The sequence below is a fragment of the Mycobacterium sp. BMJ-28 genome, assembly GCF_054404835.1.
Genome location: NZ_CM136783.1, coordinates 2,143,335 through 2,161,302, shown reverse-complemented (window position 1 = coordinate 2,161,302; position 17,968 = coordinate 2,143,335). Strand labels below are relative to the sequence as shown.

The window sequence follows — 17,968 nt, the reverse complement described above, 5'->3', positions numbered from 1 at the left end:
GCTACACCATGAGAAAAGTCAGATTCGCCACGGCTACGGCGCTCGGCGCGGTCAGCTTCGGCATGTTCGCCAGTGTCGGCACCGCAGCCGCCGACGGCCACAATGTCGTGAACCCAGACGCAACCTGGGGATCAGCCGACGGCCCCGAGCAGCGTGGGCAAGACATCGTGCCCGCAATTCAATCCATCGACACCTCGGCTACGGTGCTCGGGAACAACACTCCAGTCTCGTCGTACCCGGCGGCCCCCAACAATCTGCCGGTCTCGTCGTATCCCGCCGACCCGTCGTGGCCAGGAGTCGGGTTCGGCGCTGCAGACGACTGACGGTCAAAACGAGATGGACGGGAATGAAGAACCGCATTAGGTCACCTTTGTCGGAGGTCCTGTCATTACCGGAACGTGTTGCTACGTCTCTGGGAGCCAGTCCATCTGCCACCCCACACACAAGGGACGGGACTGCCCCGGGTTCAGTTGACTCGCTGATGTGCCCTGGGGTTGGTGGTGTCGCCATGCTTGGTTTCAGGCCGCGGTTGCGACTGGTGTGTGGAGCAGTTCGCACTCTGTCGGGGTGAGTCGCTCGAGTGCGCGTTGCCGACTGCGTCGGTGGTAGGTCCGCTCGATCCAGGTCACGATTGCCAGGCATAGTTCGGCTCGGGTGGACCAGCGTCGCCGGTCCAGGACGTTGCGTTGCAGAAGCGCGAAGAATGATTCCATGGCTGCGTTCTCCCCGCATGCACCGGCGCGGCCCACTGATCCGTGTAGCCCGTTGTGCGACAGTGCGTGGAAGAACTTTCGGGACCGAAATTGATCGGATTCAACCGGTCTGAGTGAACGATCGTTGCGACAGGTCAGCGCAGGGCCACTGCGTGGTCCAGGGCGGCCACCGCGAACGTGGGCTTCATCCGCGAGTCGATCGGGTAGCCCAACGCATCGGCCCACTTCGCCAATGTGCTGCGGGGTATCCATCGACAGTGGCGGTGCACACGGTGGCACCGGGGTGGTGATGGACGCCGTGCTCAAGAATGCTGCTGACCGTCAAGTCGGCATCAGACATGGTGCTCTTCATGCCCGCTCCCTGGTGTGATCCCTGACGGCGGGCACCGTTCGGGGGTGCACGATTGCCAGGCCACCACGCCGTGGTGTGAACGCAACACCGCGGTTGTACTGTTTCTCTCCGGGCGAACTCGTCGTTTCCAGACGATACCGACCAAGAATGGTGCGCAAGACGATCATCATCTCGAGGTTGGCGAATGCTGCACCGAGACAGCGACGGTCACCCCCACCAAAAGGCACCCAGGCATACATGTCGGGAGTGTTTCCGAGGAATCGATGGGGGTTGAACCGATACGGATCGGCGTACACCGAGGATTGGTGATGGGTCATCGGCGCGTCGACGATCACCGTGTAGCCCTTCGGAATCACCCACGGCCCCAGTGTGATCGAGGGCACAAGCACTTTCCGGGCCGTCGAATCGATGACCGATCGGGTCCGTTGGGTCTCGAAGATGGTTGCCTGCAGCAACGCCGATTCGCGTGCATCGACCTGCGCGACCAGCTCCTGTAGTACATCCGGATGGCGGCGCAGACGTTCGATGGCCCAAGCCAGTGTCGTTGCCGTCGTCTCGTGCCCGGCAGCGATCAGCGTGAGTAGTTCGTCGGCCAGATCACCACGCGACATCGCAGAACCGTCGTCGTAGCGCGCCCGCAACATCAGCGACAGCACGTCATCGCGGTCATCGAGATGCGGGTCGGCCTCTATCCGGTCGATGAGCCTTCCGACCACTGTGTCGTAGGCGCGGCGCATCCTCTGGTATCGGCCCCACGGGCTGAACCTGCCCAGGTCGTGGTGCAGCCAGGGCATCAACGCCAACCGTGAACCTGACTCCACCATCGGCGGCATCAGCGCACGCAATTCATCCAATTCTGCACCCTCGGCGCCGAACACCGCCCGCAAGATGATGTTCAGGGTGATCCGCATGGTCGAGGGCATCACCGCGAACTCCCGTCCCTGCGGCCAGGCGCCGATCTCGGTCAGCGTTTCTTGTTCGATGAGGTCTTCGTAGGCACGCATCCGTTTACCGTGGAACGGCGGCACCAACAGTTTGCGGCGGCGGCGGTGAGCAGCACCGGTCAGCCCGAAGATCGAGCCCGTGCCGAGCACGAGTTCCAGACTGGGTTCGGAGTTGCCGACGGTATCGGCCGGGGCTAGGTAGAGCTGCTTGGCCCACACGGGGTCACTGATGACCACTGCTCGCCGGTAAAACGGGACGTTGATGGTGAACGCGGTTCCGTAGCGGCGGCCCAGCCCCTCCATGAATCCGCGCTGGTCGAGTAGGAACCATGCACCTTGGATCGCCTTGGGCAGCTTGGGTCCCGGTGGCACATGCACAGTTGTCGTCACGCTCATCGGTGCACTTCCGATGGGGCGCCGGCCGGGTTGGATCGCTTGCTCAGCCAGCCTTCGACCTTGCCCAGCACCGAGTAGTAGTGCGAGGGTGCCAGTCTGGTCACGATGTCGACGAGCACGGCGTCGGGGCCGACCAGGATCCGCGGTTTCCCACGCTCCACACCGCGGTGGATGATCTCTGCGGCCTTATGCGGTTGTGTCAACGTCATCGCCGCGAATTGGACAGCGACTTCGTCTTGGGTGCGGCCAAGTCCTTCGGGGTCGCTGTGGAATCGGGCGTTGCGCGCGATATTGGTGTTGATCCCGCCGGGGTGGACGGTGATCGCGGCGACCCCTGTGCCGGACAACTCCTGACGCAGGGACTCGGTGAAGCCGCGGACGGCGAACTTCGATGAACAGTAGGCGCTTTCGTTCGGCACGCCGGCCAGGCCGTACACACTCGACACGTTGACGATCGCGCCGCTGTTCTGCTGCACCAGTGTCGGCAGAAAGGCTCGGGTGCCGTTGACGACACCATGGAAGTTGATGTCCCACAACCATTGGTCATCCTCGGGGATGGCATCGAGAACGCTTGATGACACGGCCACCCCTGCGTTGTTGAAGACGGCGCCGACCGGCGTGGGCGCCCACTGGCGCACCTCCTCGGCCAGCTCGCGCCACGCCGCGGCGTCGCGGACGTCGAGCCGACGAGTCAACACCTGGCCACGCAGCGTGTCTGCGGTGGCCTCCAGACCCGTTGCGTCGATGTCGGTGATCACCACCGGGCATCGGTGTGCGGACAGTCGCTGTGCCAGCGACTTCCCGATCCCTGATGCGGCGCCACTGATGACGACGGTTTGTCCGACGAGTGAGCGGTGCTGGCGGGTCATAAATGCCTCTCCGATACGCGGTTCGTGTCTAGGTGTGTCACGAGAAGGTCGAGCAGTGCTGGGCGAGCACCGACGGCTAGGTCGTGTCCCATTCCGGTGATGGTCATCAGTCGAGCTGAACGGATTGCCGCGGCGGTGGCCGCGCCACCGCTGGGATGCACCATCCGGTCGCGGTCGCCGTGGATGACCAACGTAGGTGCCGCGATGGTGCGCAGTTCGGCGGTGCGATCTGCCGAGGCGAAGATGGCGGCCAGTTGGCGGGTGGCCCCTTCGGCGCTGCGATTGTCGCGGTCCCATTCGACAGCGGCGACACGTGCCGCATCACCGGCATCAAAGGGGTAGCCGTGCGATCCGATGTGACGGTTCATCGCCACTGCCTGAGCGACGGCTTCCTCGCGCGTGCGCGGCGGTCGGGTCGTGAGCATCCGCGCCCAGGTCGACCACGCGGGCCTGCCCAGGCGCGGTGCGCCCGTGGTCGACATGATCGAGGTGAGCGTGCGGGTACGCAGCGGGAAACGCGCCGCGACGGTTTGGGCGATCATCGCGCCCATCGACATTCCGACAAGATGAGCGGCACTCACATCGAGGGTGTCGAGTAGGCCGGCCACGTCTTGGGCCATGTCGGCGAGGCGATACTGCAGTCGGCGGTCCCCACCCCGGAACATGGCGATCGGGTTGGGCGGCGGGTATTCCATGTGGGTGGAACGCCCGGCGTCACGGTTGTCGAAGCGCACGACCGAGAACCTCCGGTCAGCGAGGACCTCAACCAATGGTGTCGGCCAGGAGTGCAGTTGCTGGCCGAGACCGGCAATGAGGACGACGGTGGGGTGGTGTGGGTCTCCGAAACGCTGATAGCACAGTCGAATACCCGCGCCGACGCTGGTGAATTGCTCCGCAGGTGTCATACGCGGCTGCCCCCGTCCCGAGAGGCGGTGGGGTGTTGCGCCGTGCCGTGGGTGGTGTCTGACGATGCTGGGTGGGCAGAGCTGACCGGGGTTGTCGTGTAGGTGACTTCGTCATCGAGTGGGCCCCTGCGCAGAACCTGTATGTCTTTGACATAGTTCTGGTGCAGCCGCCACGGTGGGCGCTCACCTTGCTTGGGCAGTTCGGCGGCGCTTCGCGTCACATACCCTGACGCGAGGTCGATGAACGGTGTCGTGCCGGTCGTCGCGGTCGGATCAGGCGTTACGGCACTGTAGCGATGTGCGTCCATGTGCTTCAGCAGGCGGCAGACGTATTCGGCGACGAGATCGGCCTTCAGCGTCCAGGACGCGTTGGTGTAGCCGACCGTCCAGACGAAGTTCGGCACCGCGGAGAGCATCATGCCTTTGTAGGACACCGTTTCTGAGAGGTCGACCTGACGGCCATCCACCGTCAGCGTGATGCCGCCAATGGCGGAGAGATTCAAACCCGTTGCGGTGACGATCACGTCGGCGTCCAGTACGGCCCCCGACCGTAGCTTGATGCCGGTACCGCTGACGTGATCGATGTGGTCGGTCATGATCGAAGCGCGGCCTTCGCGCAGGGCAGCGAACACGTCACCGTCGGGGGCCAGACATATGCGTTGGTCCCACGGGTTGTATCTGGGCGCGAAATGCGTATCCACGGGATATCCCGGTGGGAGTTGCTTTCGGACACCGGACCGCAGAAGGTGTTTCATCAAACCCGGATAGCGTCTGCTGAGGCGATACGTGACCAGGTCTTGCAACGCGTTCTTCCAACGCACGACGGCGTAAGCCATCTGCGACGGTAACCAAGCGCGTGCGCGGTCGGCGAACCGATTGCGCGATGGCGCGGAGGCTAGATAGGTCGGCGAGCGTTGCAGCATGGTCACGTGAGCCGCGGTCTTGGCTAGGTTGGGCACCAGGGTGATCGCTGTGGCCCCGCTACCGATGACCACGACCCGCTTATTGGCGTAGTCCAGGTCCTCGGGCCAGTGCTGTGGATGAACGACGGGGCCCGCGAACTGGTCGATCCCTGGCAATTGGGGCGTGAATCCCTCGTCGTAGCGGTAGTAGCCCGAACAGACGTACAGAAAGCCGCAACTTATTGTCGTGCAGTTTTTGCTGTCGCCAAGCTCCACCTCGACGCTCCACCGGGCCGTGGCACTGTCCCATTCCGCGGCCCGCACACGATGTTGGAACCGGATATGTTCCGACACGCCGAATTCGGTAGCGGTGTCATGAATGTACTGCAGGATGTCGGGCCCGTCCGCGATGGCCTTGGCCTCGGTCCAGGGTCGAAACCGATACCCCAGGGTGAACATGTCGGAGTCCGAGCGCACGCCAGGGTAGCGGAATAGATCCCAGGTGCCACCCAAGTCGTTGCGCGCTTCGAGGACCACCACCGACTTGCCCGGGCATTCGGTCAAAAGCTGGGCGGCCGCACCCACACCGGATAGCCCGGCACCAACGATGAGCACATCGCAGGTATCGGTTGAAGTACTCACCACGGAATCACCACTTTCTTGAGTCTGCCTGTACCTGGATGCGATCGGACGGGCGTCGCCCAACTTCGCGGCCCGGCCTGCGTGCGCAGCATTCAACTGCGTCGCTTCGGCTGCTCCACATCGGCCGACCATATCTAGACATTTGACTAAGTCGTATGAACAACTCGATGTTGCTATGTTCCGCTCAACCCATCGCCGTGTCAACCCCTCATAGGTATCGCCCCTCACCCGCACCTCCAGCGTCGCCGAATGTGCTTGAGGGGCCACCGATCAATACGCGCCAGGCGCCTACTTGACCGCCATCGACACAAGTAGCCAGCGACCCCTCCGGCTCGGAGCGCCGCGATAGGCGCCGAAAGGTGGCTGTTGGACGAACTCATCGCGGGCCGTGGTCACAACTACAGACGTGGAGCCATCCCGGCGCGCAGTCCTCGGCGCCGGGACGAGAGCGCCGTCACGGCGTCCGCGGCACCAGCAAGGCCTCCCGCGTCAGTGTTCTGCCGACTGCGTCGCCGGCCGAGGAGCCGACCCCGGCCGCCGCATAGCTGAAACACGTTTCCCTCAAGCATCTCTCACCTGGTGAGAACGCAGCGCTTGGCTGGCGCGAGGTCGCGGGCAAGTGAAGGCACGTGAGGGCACGCGACACTGCACTGATGGCGTTGGACGCACCGTCCGCGCGAACCCAATGTCGTCGAACTGGTTGACACGTTCGGCGACGCAGAGCACGATGAGCTCAATTCGAGATCTTTGTCACTTGACTCAGGCGAATGACCTAATCGGTGATATCCGCAGGACCCCTTCCCTTTTCGAGAGGACGCAACACATCATGAACCTCCGCCCCTCCTCGGTACCGCCTGCAGCCTGCGTGGCCGCCGCCGCGTGCCTGTTCGCAAGTACGCCCAGCGCAACTGCCGAACCGGTCGCGATGCCGCCACAGGTATATGAGAAAGTGTCTCGGGACGGATGGCACCTGACCATCAAGATCGATGACGAAACCGTCAACTCGGTGCCAAATCTTGCCGCTGCAGCCAACTCTCGTGAAGGATTCGTGACCGCGTCGGCAAGTGCTGAGGCCACGGGCGGATCCAGCCTCATCGTGGATAGCCTGTTCATCCTCGGCTATGAACTCGGGTGTCAGTCAGACGTATCGGCGGGCCTGAACATCGGCGGTGCAGGCGGCATCGCCCCACAAGCCGGTTTAGGAGTCGGCGTCGGAACGCCACCACAGGTCAGCGTCGGAGCTTCTGGTGGTGTCGCAGGATTTGTGCAGACTGTCATACAACCGGGCGTCATCGTCGATATCCCAATGACGAACATGACACTCAACGACAGCGGGCGGGCCATGCTTGATATCGACAACCTGCACATCAAGGCCGACGCTTGCGGCGGCGACGTGAGCGTGCGCTCCTATGCCTACTTGCGCATCTCCACAGCCGAAGCCCACACCCAGTTCGCCATCTACGGCGAACCCGCCAAGATCTGATGCCCGTCCTTGGATTGCGAGTCAACCTCATGCGCCGACGCCCATTGGGACAGCAGATCTACACGGTGATAGTCGCCACCGCATTGTTGGTAGCAACTCCAATGCCCTCCGCGACAGCCGATCCCATCGACATCCAGCCCTACCCCGCACCCTACGTTCCTGGCGAGTCGTTACTATTGCCCGGCGCCTATACCTACCTGCCCTACTATCCGTATCTCACCGCGCCGAAAACCACGGACACCCGTGGGGTACGCGCATCGACCAATGCCGACCCCGCGCAAACAGGCAGCGGCTTGCCCGGCAGCAAGCTCGGCCAGAGCTCGGGGCAGCCGAATATCCTCACCTCAGCCAGCGCCAGGTACGGCATCTCCGGGGGTATCACGCCGCCGGTACCGCCGATTCCGAGCGTCAACGCTCAGGCCGGACCCACCCCAGCCCAACTGGAGGACCCCACCGGCGCGCCACCGACAACCCCGTCACCGGCTGAAGCGTCAGCACCCGAACCAGTCATCCCGGTGATCATGGAAGACCCAGCGCCGGGGTATTCGGGGGCGCCGCAGAACCCGCAAGCGCCACCGGGGTGATCTCTCGGCGCACCCGGACCCCGTGTCATCGCTTCATGCAGCGACACAGCCGATCCCGGCATGCGGCCGGCCCTACCCTGTTTTCACCAGACGAGCCAGCGCGACTCGCGAGCACTTCGATGAACACGACAGTGACAAGCCGGGGTGCAGAGATCACAATGAAGCAATCACCGGCGCATCCAGCGCCCCGGCGCACTTCACAGGCGGACATCACATCGATTCTCTGCCTCCGTCGATGAAGCGAAGACAGCCCGGAAATCGAAACCGAGGAAGCAATGAGTACTACCGACGAATCGACACCCTGGGCGGGGCATGCCGCCGCCAGCAGCACACCTGAACCGACTGGGCCGGAACCACATCCGGTTTTCGTGATCGGGTGCGTACTGGCGACACTGGGTGTGTGGGTGGCAACGCTGACACCGAACGTGATGACCTTGGCGCTTCGCGTCGCACAGGTAGTCCCACACAATACGACGACGGCGTATTCGACGATCGCGGCCGCCGGTGCGGCGTTGTCGCTGCCGGCCGGGCCGGTGTTTGGCAGCCTCAGCGATCGGACGAAACGAACCAGGCTTGGACGCCGGCCGTGGCTCATGCTCAGCACCGCCGGACTCGCGGGCGGCTCGGTGATGATTGCCGAATTGAATTCCATCACCGGTCTATTCACCGGTTGGGCGGTCGTGTCGATCGCCAGCGCCATCGGCCTCAGCTCGCTGTGGGCGATGATCACCGACTACATCCCACCTTCGCGGCAGGGCTTCGTATCCGGACTGGCAGGCATGGCACAAGGTGCGGGCTTGCTCATCGGCGCGTTCCTCGCGCAGCTCACCACATCGATGACCGCGATGTTGTTGATACCTGCAGCATTGGGCTGCACGCTGCTACTGTGCTTCGCCCTCACCCCTCATGGCCGCCCTACATCAACAACGTCGCGCACCGCAACGAGTTTCGCCAGCAGCCTCTACTTCAACCCGAGAACGTCTCCCCAGTTCGCGTGGTGCCTGCTGGTCCTGTTCTCCGCCTATCTCGGTACCGCGGTCGTCGGCGCCTACACGGTGTACTTCATGGAGCACATGCTGCGAATAGCGCCGGCCGCCATGCCCGTGCTGATATTCAAGGTCATGCTGGTGGTCAACCTCATCGCGGTACTCAGTAGCCCACTAGCGGGAAAACTGTCCGATCGACTCGGCCGGCGGAAGCCGGTGTTCGCGGCCGGCTCGCTCATGGTCGGCGCCGGCATCGCCGTCATGGATATCTTCGTCACTCTACCTGGATTCTTCACCGGCGCAGTCATCTTCGGGGTAGGCTACGGGTTCATTCTGGGACAGACTATCGCCTTGGCGTCTGCGACGATGACCGACCCAGTCAACAGCGCTCGTGATCTGGGGCTGGTCACCCTGACACAGTCATTACCGGTGACGATCGTCCCGATCGTGGCCCCCCTGCTACTGGGAATCGGTGGTGGAGACAACTATCACGCGCTCTACACCATTGGCATCGTGGGAGCGGTTCTCGCCGTGTTCTTCATCCGCAAGATCCGCCCAGATTGCTGAATCCGGTGCCACGAATATTGCGAACGCTACCTACCGCTCAATGCGCTGCCGGCCATCTCAGTACCCGCCGACGACCTACACGCTATCCGCGACCAGCATCTGTTTCTGCTCAACGGATCTCGACGCAACTATTCATCGTTCTCGCAGAATATCCGCGGTGACTCACCCTCGAAAAGGCATCCACGTCAGCGATCCCCATCAATCGATGACTGGAGCACAACGCCGGTGCGGAGCGATACTTCGTTCGGGAATCACCACGGCCATCGCGTGCCCGCGTCCGCAAGCGACTGCGCGAGGCGAGAAAGTCCCCCCGTCATCCGAGCCGGCGCGGGCGGTGCACGGTCATGCCAGCCGCCGCAGGCGGTGACGCCTATCCCCGAGGTACGTAATCCCACGGGCACGAGACCAGGTCCGCGTCAGTGCGCGCTGAACGCGATCGTGAGTACGCCGGCGACGATGAACACCATGCCGATGCTCATCACCCAGGTCAGGGGTTCTTGGAAAAGCACGCGGGCCACCACGGCCACCAACGCCACGCCGCACGCCGTCCAGATACCGTATGCGATTCCCACAGGGATTCCGTGCCACAAAGAGACCCACAGAAGCAGGAACGACACGGCGTAGCCCGCGATTGCGACAGGTATCCATTTGCGGATCCGCAATCCGTTGGAGGCACGCATCGCCAAGGTGGCCAACACTTCGACCAGGATCGCGGATCCAAGTATCCCCCACATCAGCTGAACGTCCCCGCCGGTCGTGACCCGACTTCGACAAGGACGACACCGACGATGATCATGGCAATACCGGCGACGACGAGCCAGGTGAACGGGTCTCCGAAGAGGGCAGCGCCCAGCATCGCCGTGGCCGCAGTCCCGCAAGCCCCCCACAGTCCGTACACCACACTGACTGACATCCCGCCACGTAAAAGCAGAGTCAACAAGATGAAGCCGACGGTGTAGCCGGCGACGACCGCGATGATCCATGCCTGGTGATCCTGAGAGGCCCGCAGCGACAGTGTGGCACCCACTTCAGCGGCGATGGCAGCGGCCAACACCACGAATCGTCCGAGTGTCGTTGCCGCGAAGGACGTCTGGATGCCGTGGTCGGTCATCACGCACTCATCCTGGCCGTACTAGATTGGGTGAACGACGTCATGTGCCGCTCGGCGTCGCGCGCACGCAGGTAACCGACGGCAAAAACGTCGGAGACGTATTCGGCGACAGAGCAATGGCTTTGGCCATCAACGAGATCACGCAGTACGACAAATTGGATGACCGCGCAACCTAGGCCGCGCCGATCACGCACAATCGCTCCACGCAGACTCTGGCCGATAGGGCGATCCAGTGACGACGACTCCCGAGCAATCAGATCGTGATCACGGTCGGTCAGGGCATAGTGTGCGGGCCGCCATTGACTCCAGCCCGTTGGACCGTGCACTCGCCACATCACACGTGCGCCGTAGTCCAGAACCGGGTTGATGAGTCCGCTCAAGGCACTGATGACCGCCCCGAGCAACACCGCAGCCAGCACCAGGACGTCAAGTCCACTCGACATTGCTTCCTCCAACAGCTCTGGGCGTAGATGCGATGCGACGAGTGGCAAACGCTCTACCCGGAGCGCGTCACCCCAGCGCTCGTGGTCGACACTCGACAGTCGCCTCACCGTAGCGCACATTTGGTCATGCGACAATGTCGGTCGACCCGGCCAGTCCTGTCTGCGCCCTGCTTGCACGGAGGATGCGCACCAGGGGGCTTACGATGGCGGCGTGGCTCATGTTTCCGTCGCCGAGCGTCGACCGCAGCTGATTCGTGCAGCGATTGATCTGATGACGCGAGAGGGTGTCGCGGCAGGCACCACGCGCGCGATCGCCGCAGAAGCCGGGGTGGCGCAGGCCAACGTGCACTACGTGTTCGGAAGCAAGGAACAGTTATATCGGGCGGTGATCGAGCAACTGACCGACGAACTGATCGAGCACGTGCGTGGTGTGGCGCCGCAATCCACCGACTTCGCCACCACGGTCGGGGAACTCGTCGCCGACCTATGGAGGTCGGTCGAGGAAGAGCCCGATCGCCACCAGCTGCTCATCGAACTTCAGGTATACGGCCTTCGGGTTCCTCAGCTCAAACCCACCGTGGTGGACAACCAGGTGACCGTGATCGCGACCACGGCAACGATCATTCAGGATGCCGCCGACCGATGCGACTGCGTCCTGCTACGGCCAGCAACCACTCTGGCGCGTCATTTCCTCGCAGGTTTCGATGGGCTGACGCTCCAACACATCAGCGCTGCCGATGTCGACGCCGAGCAAGCTTACCTGGCCGAACTGGTGTCCGCGCTCGTCGCCTTGGCTACCGGGCAATTGGTGCCCGCTGGGCTGATAGGCATACCCGCGATCGGCGGCTGAGCTGCACGCGGGCGCGCCCGACCCCACGCCCCAAGCCCGCCCTGCAACGAGGTGACCCCGCCTCCCAACACCTTCGGCCGCCAAGCAGTCGAGGTTAGTGCGGCGTACCCTCCCCGCACGGTCAAACGCGAGCGAGGAATTCCATTGCCCGACTGGTCCGATACACGATTCAACCGCCCCTTGCCTTGCCTTCGAATGGCCACAGGGCCCGCCCATACCGACGCCATAGCCGCCTACCACACAAGCCGAAGGGTATGCTGCACGATCAGGTGACAGTTTAACCTGCCCTACCTGTTGGGTTCCAGTCGTGGTGGCTAACTGACGGCGGTGAGGGTGTCGTTGGTGAAGGATTGTTCGTACTCGATCGGGGTGCGGTAGTTGAGCGCCGAGTGGCGGCGGTGGCGGTTGTGGAAGATCTCCAGGTAGTCGAAGATGGCGTTGGCCAGCTCGACGCGCGTCTTCCACTTTCGGCGGTCGAGTAGCTCGATCTGCATGGAGGACCAGAAGCTTTCCATCATGGCGTTGTCCAGGCCGTCGCCGATTGAGCCGAACGACGGAAGCAGTCCTGCCGACCGGATCGTCTCCCCGAAAACCCAAGAGGTGAACTGAGTTCCGTGATCGGCATGCACAATGCCGCCAGAAGTGGGTCGGCGGTTGCGGATGGCCATATCCAACGCATTGACCACCAACGTCGCATCGGACTTCGAGTCCATCGACCAACCCACAATCCGGCGGCTGAACGCATCGAGCACCGCACAGCAGTACAGCCATCCTTCCCGAGTCCTATGTTGCGTGATATCAGTGACCCACAACTCATTTGGAGCCAGTCGGCGAAACTTGCGATGGACCAGATCATCAGCAGTGACCACCCCGCGCAGGCGTTTCACCCGTACTGGACCCGGCAAACCGTAGATGCCGGCCAGGGTCATCAGGACCGACACCGTGCGTGGGCAGACCGTGATTCCCATACCGAGGGTGAGTTCAGCGTGGACGCGGCGATAGCCGTAGGTGCCCCGTGAGGCGACGTGAATCTCTCGGATCAGTCCAGTCAACCATTGCCGACGCAACTGGGTGGCCGTGGTCGGTTTTCGCTTGTGCTTGTAGTAGTTCTGACGTGTCACACCAAGAATGACGCAGCAGCGATCCACACGCGCCCCGGCGCCGACCAGTCGGTCGATCACCGGGTAGATCCTTTTGGGCGGGGCTTGTCCTCACCGAGGAACGTGGCGGCCTGGCGCACGATGGCCAACTCGGTTTCCAGCTCGCGGATCCTTCGCCGCGCTGCTCGCAACTCTGTTGATTCGCTCGTCGGGACACCGGGACGCACCCCGAGGTCGATATCGTCCTGCTTGATCCACTTCGACAGCGTGACGGGATGGATGTCGAGGTCGTCGGCGGTCTGTTTCTGCGGCTTGCCGGCGCGCACGAGCGCGATCGCGCGGGCACGGAACTCGGCCGGATACGGTCGTGGCATGACGGTCAGCCTTTCGTACAGGCCGTCACTTAGTCACCGAATCTGGAACCCAAACGGTGGGTCAGGTCAAGATGTCACCTATGCGTGCAGCAGACCCCATCGATCGACGGACACGGGTAAGCCACGCGTCCAGAACATGCGACGGCTGCGCTAGCGCGATACCGCGAACACAAGAGAGTCGGTCGAGGAACCAGCCGAGGGCGATCGGCGCCCGCGCCCCCGGCGGTGTTCAAGTTGTTGACGACGTAAATGGGATGTGGCCTGATCATGCTTACATCAGCCAAAGTTGTTGGGGCGGGCAGCTATGCCCCGCCGCAAAGCATGTCCAATCACCAGCTCACCGAAACGTTGGACACCAACGACGAGTGGATCCCGACCCCCACCGGAATCCGTCACCGGCACATCGCCGCCGACGGGATGTCCACCATCGACCTGACCGTCATGGCCGGCGCCGGTCCGCTTGGAGGAACCGCTGGATCGATCCGGCCAGGACAACCCGCCGAACCATTGCGTGTCGGCAGTTCTGCTATGAATGGCACAAGGCGTTTGCCGGCCGAAGAGCTACAGTCATCCACGCTGGCGGCCGTCGGCGGTCGGGAGTGATACCGATGCGGCAATTACGACAGTTCCCGGGCAGTTTTGTCGTAACCGCCGCCACGTACCTGCTTTTGGAGCTGCGCGCGTACGACGCGTTGAATGACCCGTCCTCTGATCCGTCCGACTGTTCCTGGTGACCGGAGACGAGCGATGAGGCGGGAGCCCGACTGGCGCACTTGGTCTTTGATGTCGTCGATACTGTCGTCGATGAGCGTGTGATGGCGTTTGCGCCAGGTTCCGCCAATCATGACCGCTTCGATGTTGCCGGGGTGGGCGTGCAGTGCCGCGGCGATGGGGTCGTGTACTGGCCACAAGTTGAGCCCGCGGGCATCGATGACGATGAGATCGGCTTGCATGCCGGGCTTTAGTGACCCAATCTGGTCCGCCAAGCCAAGTGCGCGAGCGCCTTCGGTGGTCACCCACGACAAGGCCTGCTTCGCCGTGAGAGTAGTCCTTTCCTCGCCGAGGCCGCTGCGTTCAAAGGCTCGGTCGTGCACCGCACCGCGCTGCAGCGCCAGAGTCATCCTCGCTGCAACGAGTATGTCACCGGGTGAGACGATCTCGGTGTCGGTCCCCAATGATGGTGCACTTCCGACGTTCAGCAGTTGGCGGCTGACCTGCGTACAATGCCCTTGGCCGAGTTCGTTTTCCGGCGTGGAGGTAAAGCTGACTCCTGCATCGACAAGGCGTTTGATCCAGGTGTCGTCGAGGCCGGTGCCATGGACGATATTCGTCATCGGACCCCATAGACCAGCCCTACCGACGGCTTGCCAGCCCGGGCCCGGTGCTCCTGCGCTTTGATGCATCGAAGCCAGGACACCCCGTACGGCGGCCGCACGCAGATCGGCAATCACTATCTCAGGTTTAGAGAGCTGCGGCCCCTCGACGGCCATTCCCAACGACACCAACTCGTTCGCTGCGATCGGTCCGGCCAATAAGCGATCGATCTCGGCGGTGTCGTGTGGCCGGTCGCGGAGGCCGTGAGGTGTGCCGTGCAAGAACACCGCACGGACGCCTGCGCGGATTAGGGCATCGATGGCTGCATCCGCATGCTCGGGTGTCACACAGTTGTGGCACCAGTCCCCAATGGTCGTGACGCCGCCGTCGATCTGATTGAGGGCGCCGGCCAAGGTGCCTAGGTGCATGTCCTCTGGGCAGTAGCGGTGCGCCACCGCCCCGTGGACGCTAGCGAGGTATTGGGGCAATGACCAATCCGTCCCGGCGAACCTGAGCGCCGACTGCCAGGTGTGCAGATGGGCGTTGATCAGCCCAGGCACCACGATCCGCCCGCCGAGGTCGACGATGCCAACGCCTGCAGGATCCAGATGGTCCCCAACAGCGGCGATCCGGGCACCATCGATGAGGACGTCGACGATCTCGACGTCGTGACGACTCGGATCCATCGTCACGACGTGCGCTCCTCGCAGCAGGGTGCGGCTCACTGATTGCCATTCCGATCTCCCGTCGGCGACGGGCCAAGGTCCTGCGGTTGAATTAGATGCGCGAAGGGGTGCGCCCTGCTGGACAAGCACGGAACGACCCGGCCAAACGATGCGGCCAGCGGTCACCTCTGATGTGACATTTCCGCATCTATATACGGATACAGTGTGTCCGATAATATGCTGTCGGTCAACCGCCCGACAACGACGAACCGGCATCTCAGGGAGCACCCAGGCTGCAAGGATCAGCCAGAGGGCCCGCGCTCGATGACGTCAGTGGCGATTTAGCCGCCGCTCCAAGCCTGCGATGAGTAGCTCCAGACCGAAGGTAAACTCACTCTCCAGCGGGACCGGCGCGTACTTGGAGACGGCCACGCTCGCCGGGAACTGGGCCGGGTCGACCGTCACCCACGCAGCCGGCATCTCTGGGGTGCCACCGTCTGGGCCGAACTGACTTCCGAAACCCAGCACGAAGCGCGCCAGTGTCGCCCACGCCTGCAATGCCAATCGCGGGGGGAAGCCGGAGGCCAACAGTTGCGCGAGCGCCCGCTCGCGCAGGGCAAGCATGTTGGGACCCACGGGAATGCGGTCGATCATCACCAAGGCGATGTGCGGATGCTGGCCAAGCACGTCGAACATGCGTTGCGCCACCGTCTCACACGTTCGTTGCCAGGACAGATCGTGGAGGTCGTCGGCGGCGATGTCGACTTCGCCGATGGCGGCGTCGACCACGCGGGCTAGCAGGTGGTTACGGCTTGGGAAGTGTCTGTACAGCGTGGCGGTGCCCGAATCGAGCTTCTGGGCCAACGTTCGCATCGACAATGCGTCCGCGCCGTGCTCGTCCAGGATTGCCGTCGCCGCGTCGATGATGCGTTCTAGCGGGATCGGCGGGCGTCCACGGGACCGCGAAGGCGTGCTCACGGGCTCAGTATGACTGTCCTTGACAGCATCGCCCAATAATGGACACACTGTATCCATTATGACAACGCGACCCGATCCCGACATTCGACCCGACTCGCGGTTCGCCGCGGTGGACGGCATGAACGTGCACTACAAACGATCCGGGACGGGTCCGCCCGTGTTACTCCTGCACGGCAGCGCATCGTCGATCTACGGCGTGGAAGATGTGGCGCAACGGCTATGGGGTGGTTTCGACGTCATCCGCCCGGATCTGCCCGGCTTCGGCGTCACCGGCCCGCGCCCAGACCGCGACTACCGAGTGCAGACCTACGCCGTGACATTGTCGCGGTTCCTCGATGCGATCGATGTATCTCGATGCGTGGTTGCCGGAAACTCGTTGGGCGGCAACATCGCATGGAACATGGCAGTCACTGAGCCTGACCGGCTAGACGGCTTAGTGTTGATCAACGCCACTGGATACCCCGAGAAGGAACTGCCCGCCGGAATGGCCCTGGCCCGCAATCCCCTCGTAGGCCAAGTGCTTCGCAGGGTGATGCCGCGGCGCGGCGTCGAACGCAGCTTGCGCCAAGCCGCAGGCAAGAACGCCGCAGTGATCGACGACGCGACGATCGACCGGGCGCACCGGTTGTGGAACCGGCCCGGCAACCCGGCAGCATTCGTGGATTTTGTCAGCACCGACCAGCCCGACCGTAGCGCTAAGATCCCGGCCATCACGGTGCCCACACTTGTACTGCGCAGCGCTGGCATGCAAGGGCAACACTTCGCCCGCGACATTCCCGGCAGTATCGAGAAGACCCACCCTGAGGGCGGTCACCTACTCCCTCAGGAGGACGCACCGTGGGTCGCCGACGCGATGATCGGCTTCCTGAACGCCCTCGCCGGGAACGAACGTCGATGAGGTACTTCATAGCCTCCGCCGAAGACCGCCGGCTCGACGCGACCGCACGGATATCGTTGCGCGGGAACTATATCCGGCTATCGAAGGGCATCACGCACTACGAATTGTGCGGACCCGACACCGGTGATGTCGTGGTGCTGACCGGCGGCCTCACTGTTCCGCTCTTTTATTGGGACGCCACCGTGGAAGCTCTACACGACCACGGGTTTCGCACCCTAACCTACAGCGCCTACGGCCGCGGCTACTCCGACCGCATCCGTGGACGCTATGACGAAGCGCTCTTCGTCGGGCAACTCGCCGAACTCATCGATGCCCTCGACCTACCGCCTCGGCGTCACCTCACTGGCGCATCCATGGGCGCCCTGGTCGCGATGTCCTACCTCCGCCAGGGTGCATCGGCGAGCACGCTGACTTTGCTAGGCCCCGCTGGCCTGAGCCCCAGGCCGATCGCGCAGAAACTGTTGTTGGGCAACGATCTCACCGGCGGCGTCATCGCTCGCCACCTCGGACAGCAGATCTTCGATCGTCACCAGCGCCACAACGTCGCTGACCCTGAGCGGGCCGCCGACCTGGCCGCCATGGTCGGCGACTCCTACCGCTATGAAGGGTCGCTGTACGCATTCTTCGACACCTTGCAACATTTCGGTCTATTCGGTCGTGATGGTCTCTACCGGCAGACCGGCACCACTGCGCTGCCCACCCTCTTGATGTGGGGTACCGAGGACCAAGTCACCCCAATCAGCAGTCTAGGCCGAGTCCAGAGCCTGTTGGCGCCTAAGCGAACACATGTGGTCGACGACTGTGGCCACATGATCCCTTTCGAACGCCCCGCCCTCGTTGCCGAGAATTTGGCGGCGTTCACGAACTCTCACACAGATCGGTAACCAACCAT

17 protein-coding genes and 3 pseudogenes are annotated in these 17,968 nt (G+C 63.2%); 9 read left to right on the top strand and 11 right to left on the bottom strand.

The genetic code is table 11. The features are described 5' to 3' along the window. Positions 1-8 precede the first annotated feature (8 nt). Positions 9-323, top strand: a complete 315-nt coding sequence (locus tag ACXPWS_RS10690; protein ID WP_458712403.1) for a hypothetical protein — start codon at positions 9-11, stop codon at positions 321-323. Positions 324-518: 195 nt separating this feature from the next. Here the strand turns inward: ACXPWS_RS10690 and ACXPWS_RS10685 are convergent. The 5 genes and pseudogenes from ACXPWS_RS10685 to ACXPWS_RS10665 form a co-directional block, all read right to left on the bottom strand. Then, positions 519-925 (bottom strand): annotated as a pseudogene (locus ACXPWS_RS10685) (IS3 family transposase); the annotation flags it as partial. Between the two features lie 136 nt (positions 926-1,061). After that, positions 1,062-2,405: a cytochrome P450 gene (locus ACXPWS_RS10680; RefSeq protein WP_458712402.1), complete on the bottom strand. Its 1,344-nt coding sequence runs from the start codon at positions 2,403-2,405 to the stop codon at positions 1,062-1,064. After that, the gene (locus ACXPWS_RS10675; protein ID WP_458712401.1) at positions 2,402-3,274 is read right to left on the bottom strand and encodes an SDR family NAD(P)-dependent oxidoreductase; all 873 of its coding nucleotides are present in this window, start codon (positions 3,272-3,274) and stop codon (positions 2,402-2,404) included. Before ACXPWS_RS10675 ends, ACXPWS_RS10680 begins: the two co-directional genes overlap by 4 nt. Further along, a complete protein-coding gene (locus ACXPWS_RS10670) occupies positions 3,271-4,179 on the bottom strand; it encodes an alpha/beta fold hydrolase (protein ID WP_458712400.1) in 909 nt (302 codons plus the stop codon). The genes ACXPWS_RS10675 and ACXPWS_RS10670 overlap by 4 nt, the downstream gene beginning before the upstream one ends. After that, complete coding sequence (locus ACXPWS_RS10665) at positions 4,176-5,723, bottom strand: flavin-containing monooxygenase (RefSeq protein WP_458712399.1); 1,548 nt, start codon at positions 5,721-5,723, stop codon at positions 4,176-4,178. The genes ACXPWS_RS10670 and ACXPWS_RS10665 overlap by 4 nt, the downstream gene beginning before the upstream one ends. Positions 5,724-6,549: 826 nt before the next feature. On the opposite strand from ACXPWS_RS10665, the gene ACXPWS_RS10660 reads away from it, so the two are divergent. The 3 genes from ACXPWS_RS10660 to ACXPWS_RS10650 all read left to right on the top strand — a co-directional run bounded on the left by ACXPWS_RS10660 (position 6,550) and on the right by ACXPWS_RS10650 (position 9,343). Beyond that, positions 6,550-7,206, top strand: coding sequence for an MspA family porin (locus ACXPWS_RS10660; RefSeq protein ID WP_458712398.1), 657 nt, complete (start codon positions 6,550-6,552; stop codon positions 7,204-7,206). Positions 7,207-7,307: 101 nt separating this feature from the next. Continuing rightward, a complete protein-coding gene (locus ACXPWS_RS10655; RefSeq protein WP_458712397.1) occupies positions 7,308-7,790 on the top strand; it encodes a hypothetical protein in 483 nt (160 codons plus the stop codon). A gap of 275 nt (positions 7,791-8,065) precedes the next feature. Then, positions 8,066-9,343 carry an MFS transporter gene (locus tag ACXPWS_RS10650; RefSeq protein ID WP_458712396.1) on the top strand — a complete coding sequence of 426 codons (1,278 nt, stop codon included), beginning with the start codon at positions 8,066-8,068 and terminating at the stop codon, positions 9,341-9,343. 416 nt (positions 9,344-9,759) lie between these two features. Here the strand turns inward: ACXPWS_RS10650 and ACXPWS_RS10645 are convergent, their stop codons facing one another. The 3 genes from ACXPWS_RS10645 to ACXPWS_RS10635 are packed head-to-tail and all read right to left on the bottom strand — an operon-like array spanning position 9,760 to position 11,005. Next, positions 9,760-10,077 (bottom strand): DMT family transporter, encoded by a 318-nt coding sequence (locus ACXPWS_RS10645; RefSeq protein WP_458712395.1) that lies wholly within the window; start codon positions 10,075-10,077, stop codon positions 9,760-9,762. Next, positions 10,077-10,454, bottom strand: a complete 378-nt coding sequence (locus ACXPWS_RS10640) for a DMT family transporter (protein ID WP_458712394.1) — start codon at positions 10,452-10,454, stop codon at positions 10,077-10,079. The genes ACXPWS_RS10645 and ACXPWS_RS10640 overlap by 1 nt, the downstream gene beginning before the upstream one ends. Next, the gene (locus tag ACXPWS_RS10635; RefSeq protein ID WP_458712393.1) at positions 10,454-11,005 is read right to left on the bottom strand and encodes a hypothetical protein; all 552 of its coding nucleotides are present in this window, start codon (positions 11,003-11,005) and stop codon (positions 10,454-10,456) included. Before ACXPWS_RS10635 ends, ACXPWS_RS10640 begins: the two co-directional genes overlap by 1 nt. A 163-nt stretch (positions 11,006-11,168) precedes the next feature. Between ACXPWS_RS10635 and ACXPWS_RS10630 the strand changes: the two are divergent. Both ACXPWS_RS10630 and ACXPWS_RS10625 read left to right on the top strand, forming a co-directional pair. Beyond that, positions 11,169-11,225 (top strand): annotated as a pseudogene (locus tag ACXPWS_RS10630) (hypothetical protein); the annotation flags it as partial. Next, positions 11,226-11,747: a TetR/AcrR family transcriptional regulator gene (locus ACXPWS_RS10625; RefSeq protein ID WP_458713793.1), complete on the top strand. Its 522-nt coding sequence runs from the start codon at positions 11,226-11,228 to the stop codon at positions 11,745-11,747. 314 nt (positions 11,748-12,061) lie between these two features. Here the strand turns inward: ACXPWS_RS10625 and ACXPWS_RS10620 are convergent. After that, a pseudogene (locus tag ACXPWS_RS10620) lies at positions 12,062-13,221 on the bottom strand (IS3 family transposase). 267 nt (positions 13,222-13,488) lie between these two features. Between ACXPWS_RS10620 and ACXPWS_RS10615 the strand changes: the two are divergent. After that, positions 13,489-13,824: a hypothetical protein gene (locus tag ACXPWS_RS10615; protein ID WP_458712392.1), complete on the top strand. Its 336-nt coding sequence runs from the start codon at positions 13,489-13,491 to the stop codon at positions 13,822-13,824. A 14-nt stretch (positions 13,825-13,838) separates the two neighbouring features. Here ACXPWS_RS10615 and ACXPWS_RS10610 read toward each other — a convergent pair whose 3' ends face one another. Together ACXPWS_RS10610 and ACXPWS_RS10605 are read right to left on the bottom strand one after the other, a co-directional pair. Further along, positions 13,839-15,221: an amidohydrolase family protein gene (locus tag ACXPWS_RS10610; RefSeq protein ID WP_458713488.1), complete on the bottom strand. Its 1,383-nt coding sequence runs from the start codon at positions 15,219-15,221 to the stop codon at positions 13,839-13,841. A 309-nt stretch (positions 15,222-15,530) separates the two neighbouring features. Beyond that, complete coding sequence (locus ACXPWS_RS10605; protein WP_458712391.1) at positions 15,531-16,178, bottom strand: TetR/AcrR family transcriptional regulator; 648 nt, start codon at positions 16,176-16,178, stop codon at positions 15,531-15,533. A 118-nt stretch (positions 16,179-16,296) separates the two neighbouring features. On the opposite strand from ACXPWS_RS10605, the gene ACXPWS_RS10600 reads away from it, so the two are divergent. Together ACXPWS_RS10600 and ACXPWS_RS10595 are read left to right on the top strand one after the other, a co-directional pair. Further along, on the top strand, positions 16,297-17,076 hold the full coding sequence (locus ACXPWS_RS10600) for an alpha/beta hydrolase (protein WP_458713487.1): 780 nt from the start codon (positions 16,297-16,299) through the stop codon (positions 17,074-17,076). Further along, the gene (locus ACXPWS_RS10595; protein WP_458712390.1) at positions 17,073-17,960 is read left to right on the top strand and encodes an alpha/beta fold hydrolase; all 888 of its coding nucleotides are present in this window, start codon (positions 17,073-17,075) and stop codon (positions 17,958-17,960) included. The genes ACXPWS_RS10600 and ACXPWS_RS10595 overlap by 4 nt, the downstream gene beginning before the upstream one ends. The last annotated feature ends 8 nt before the right edge of the window (positions 17,961-17,968 follow it).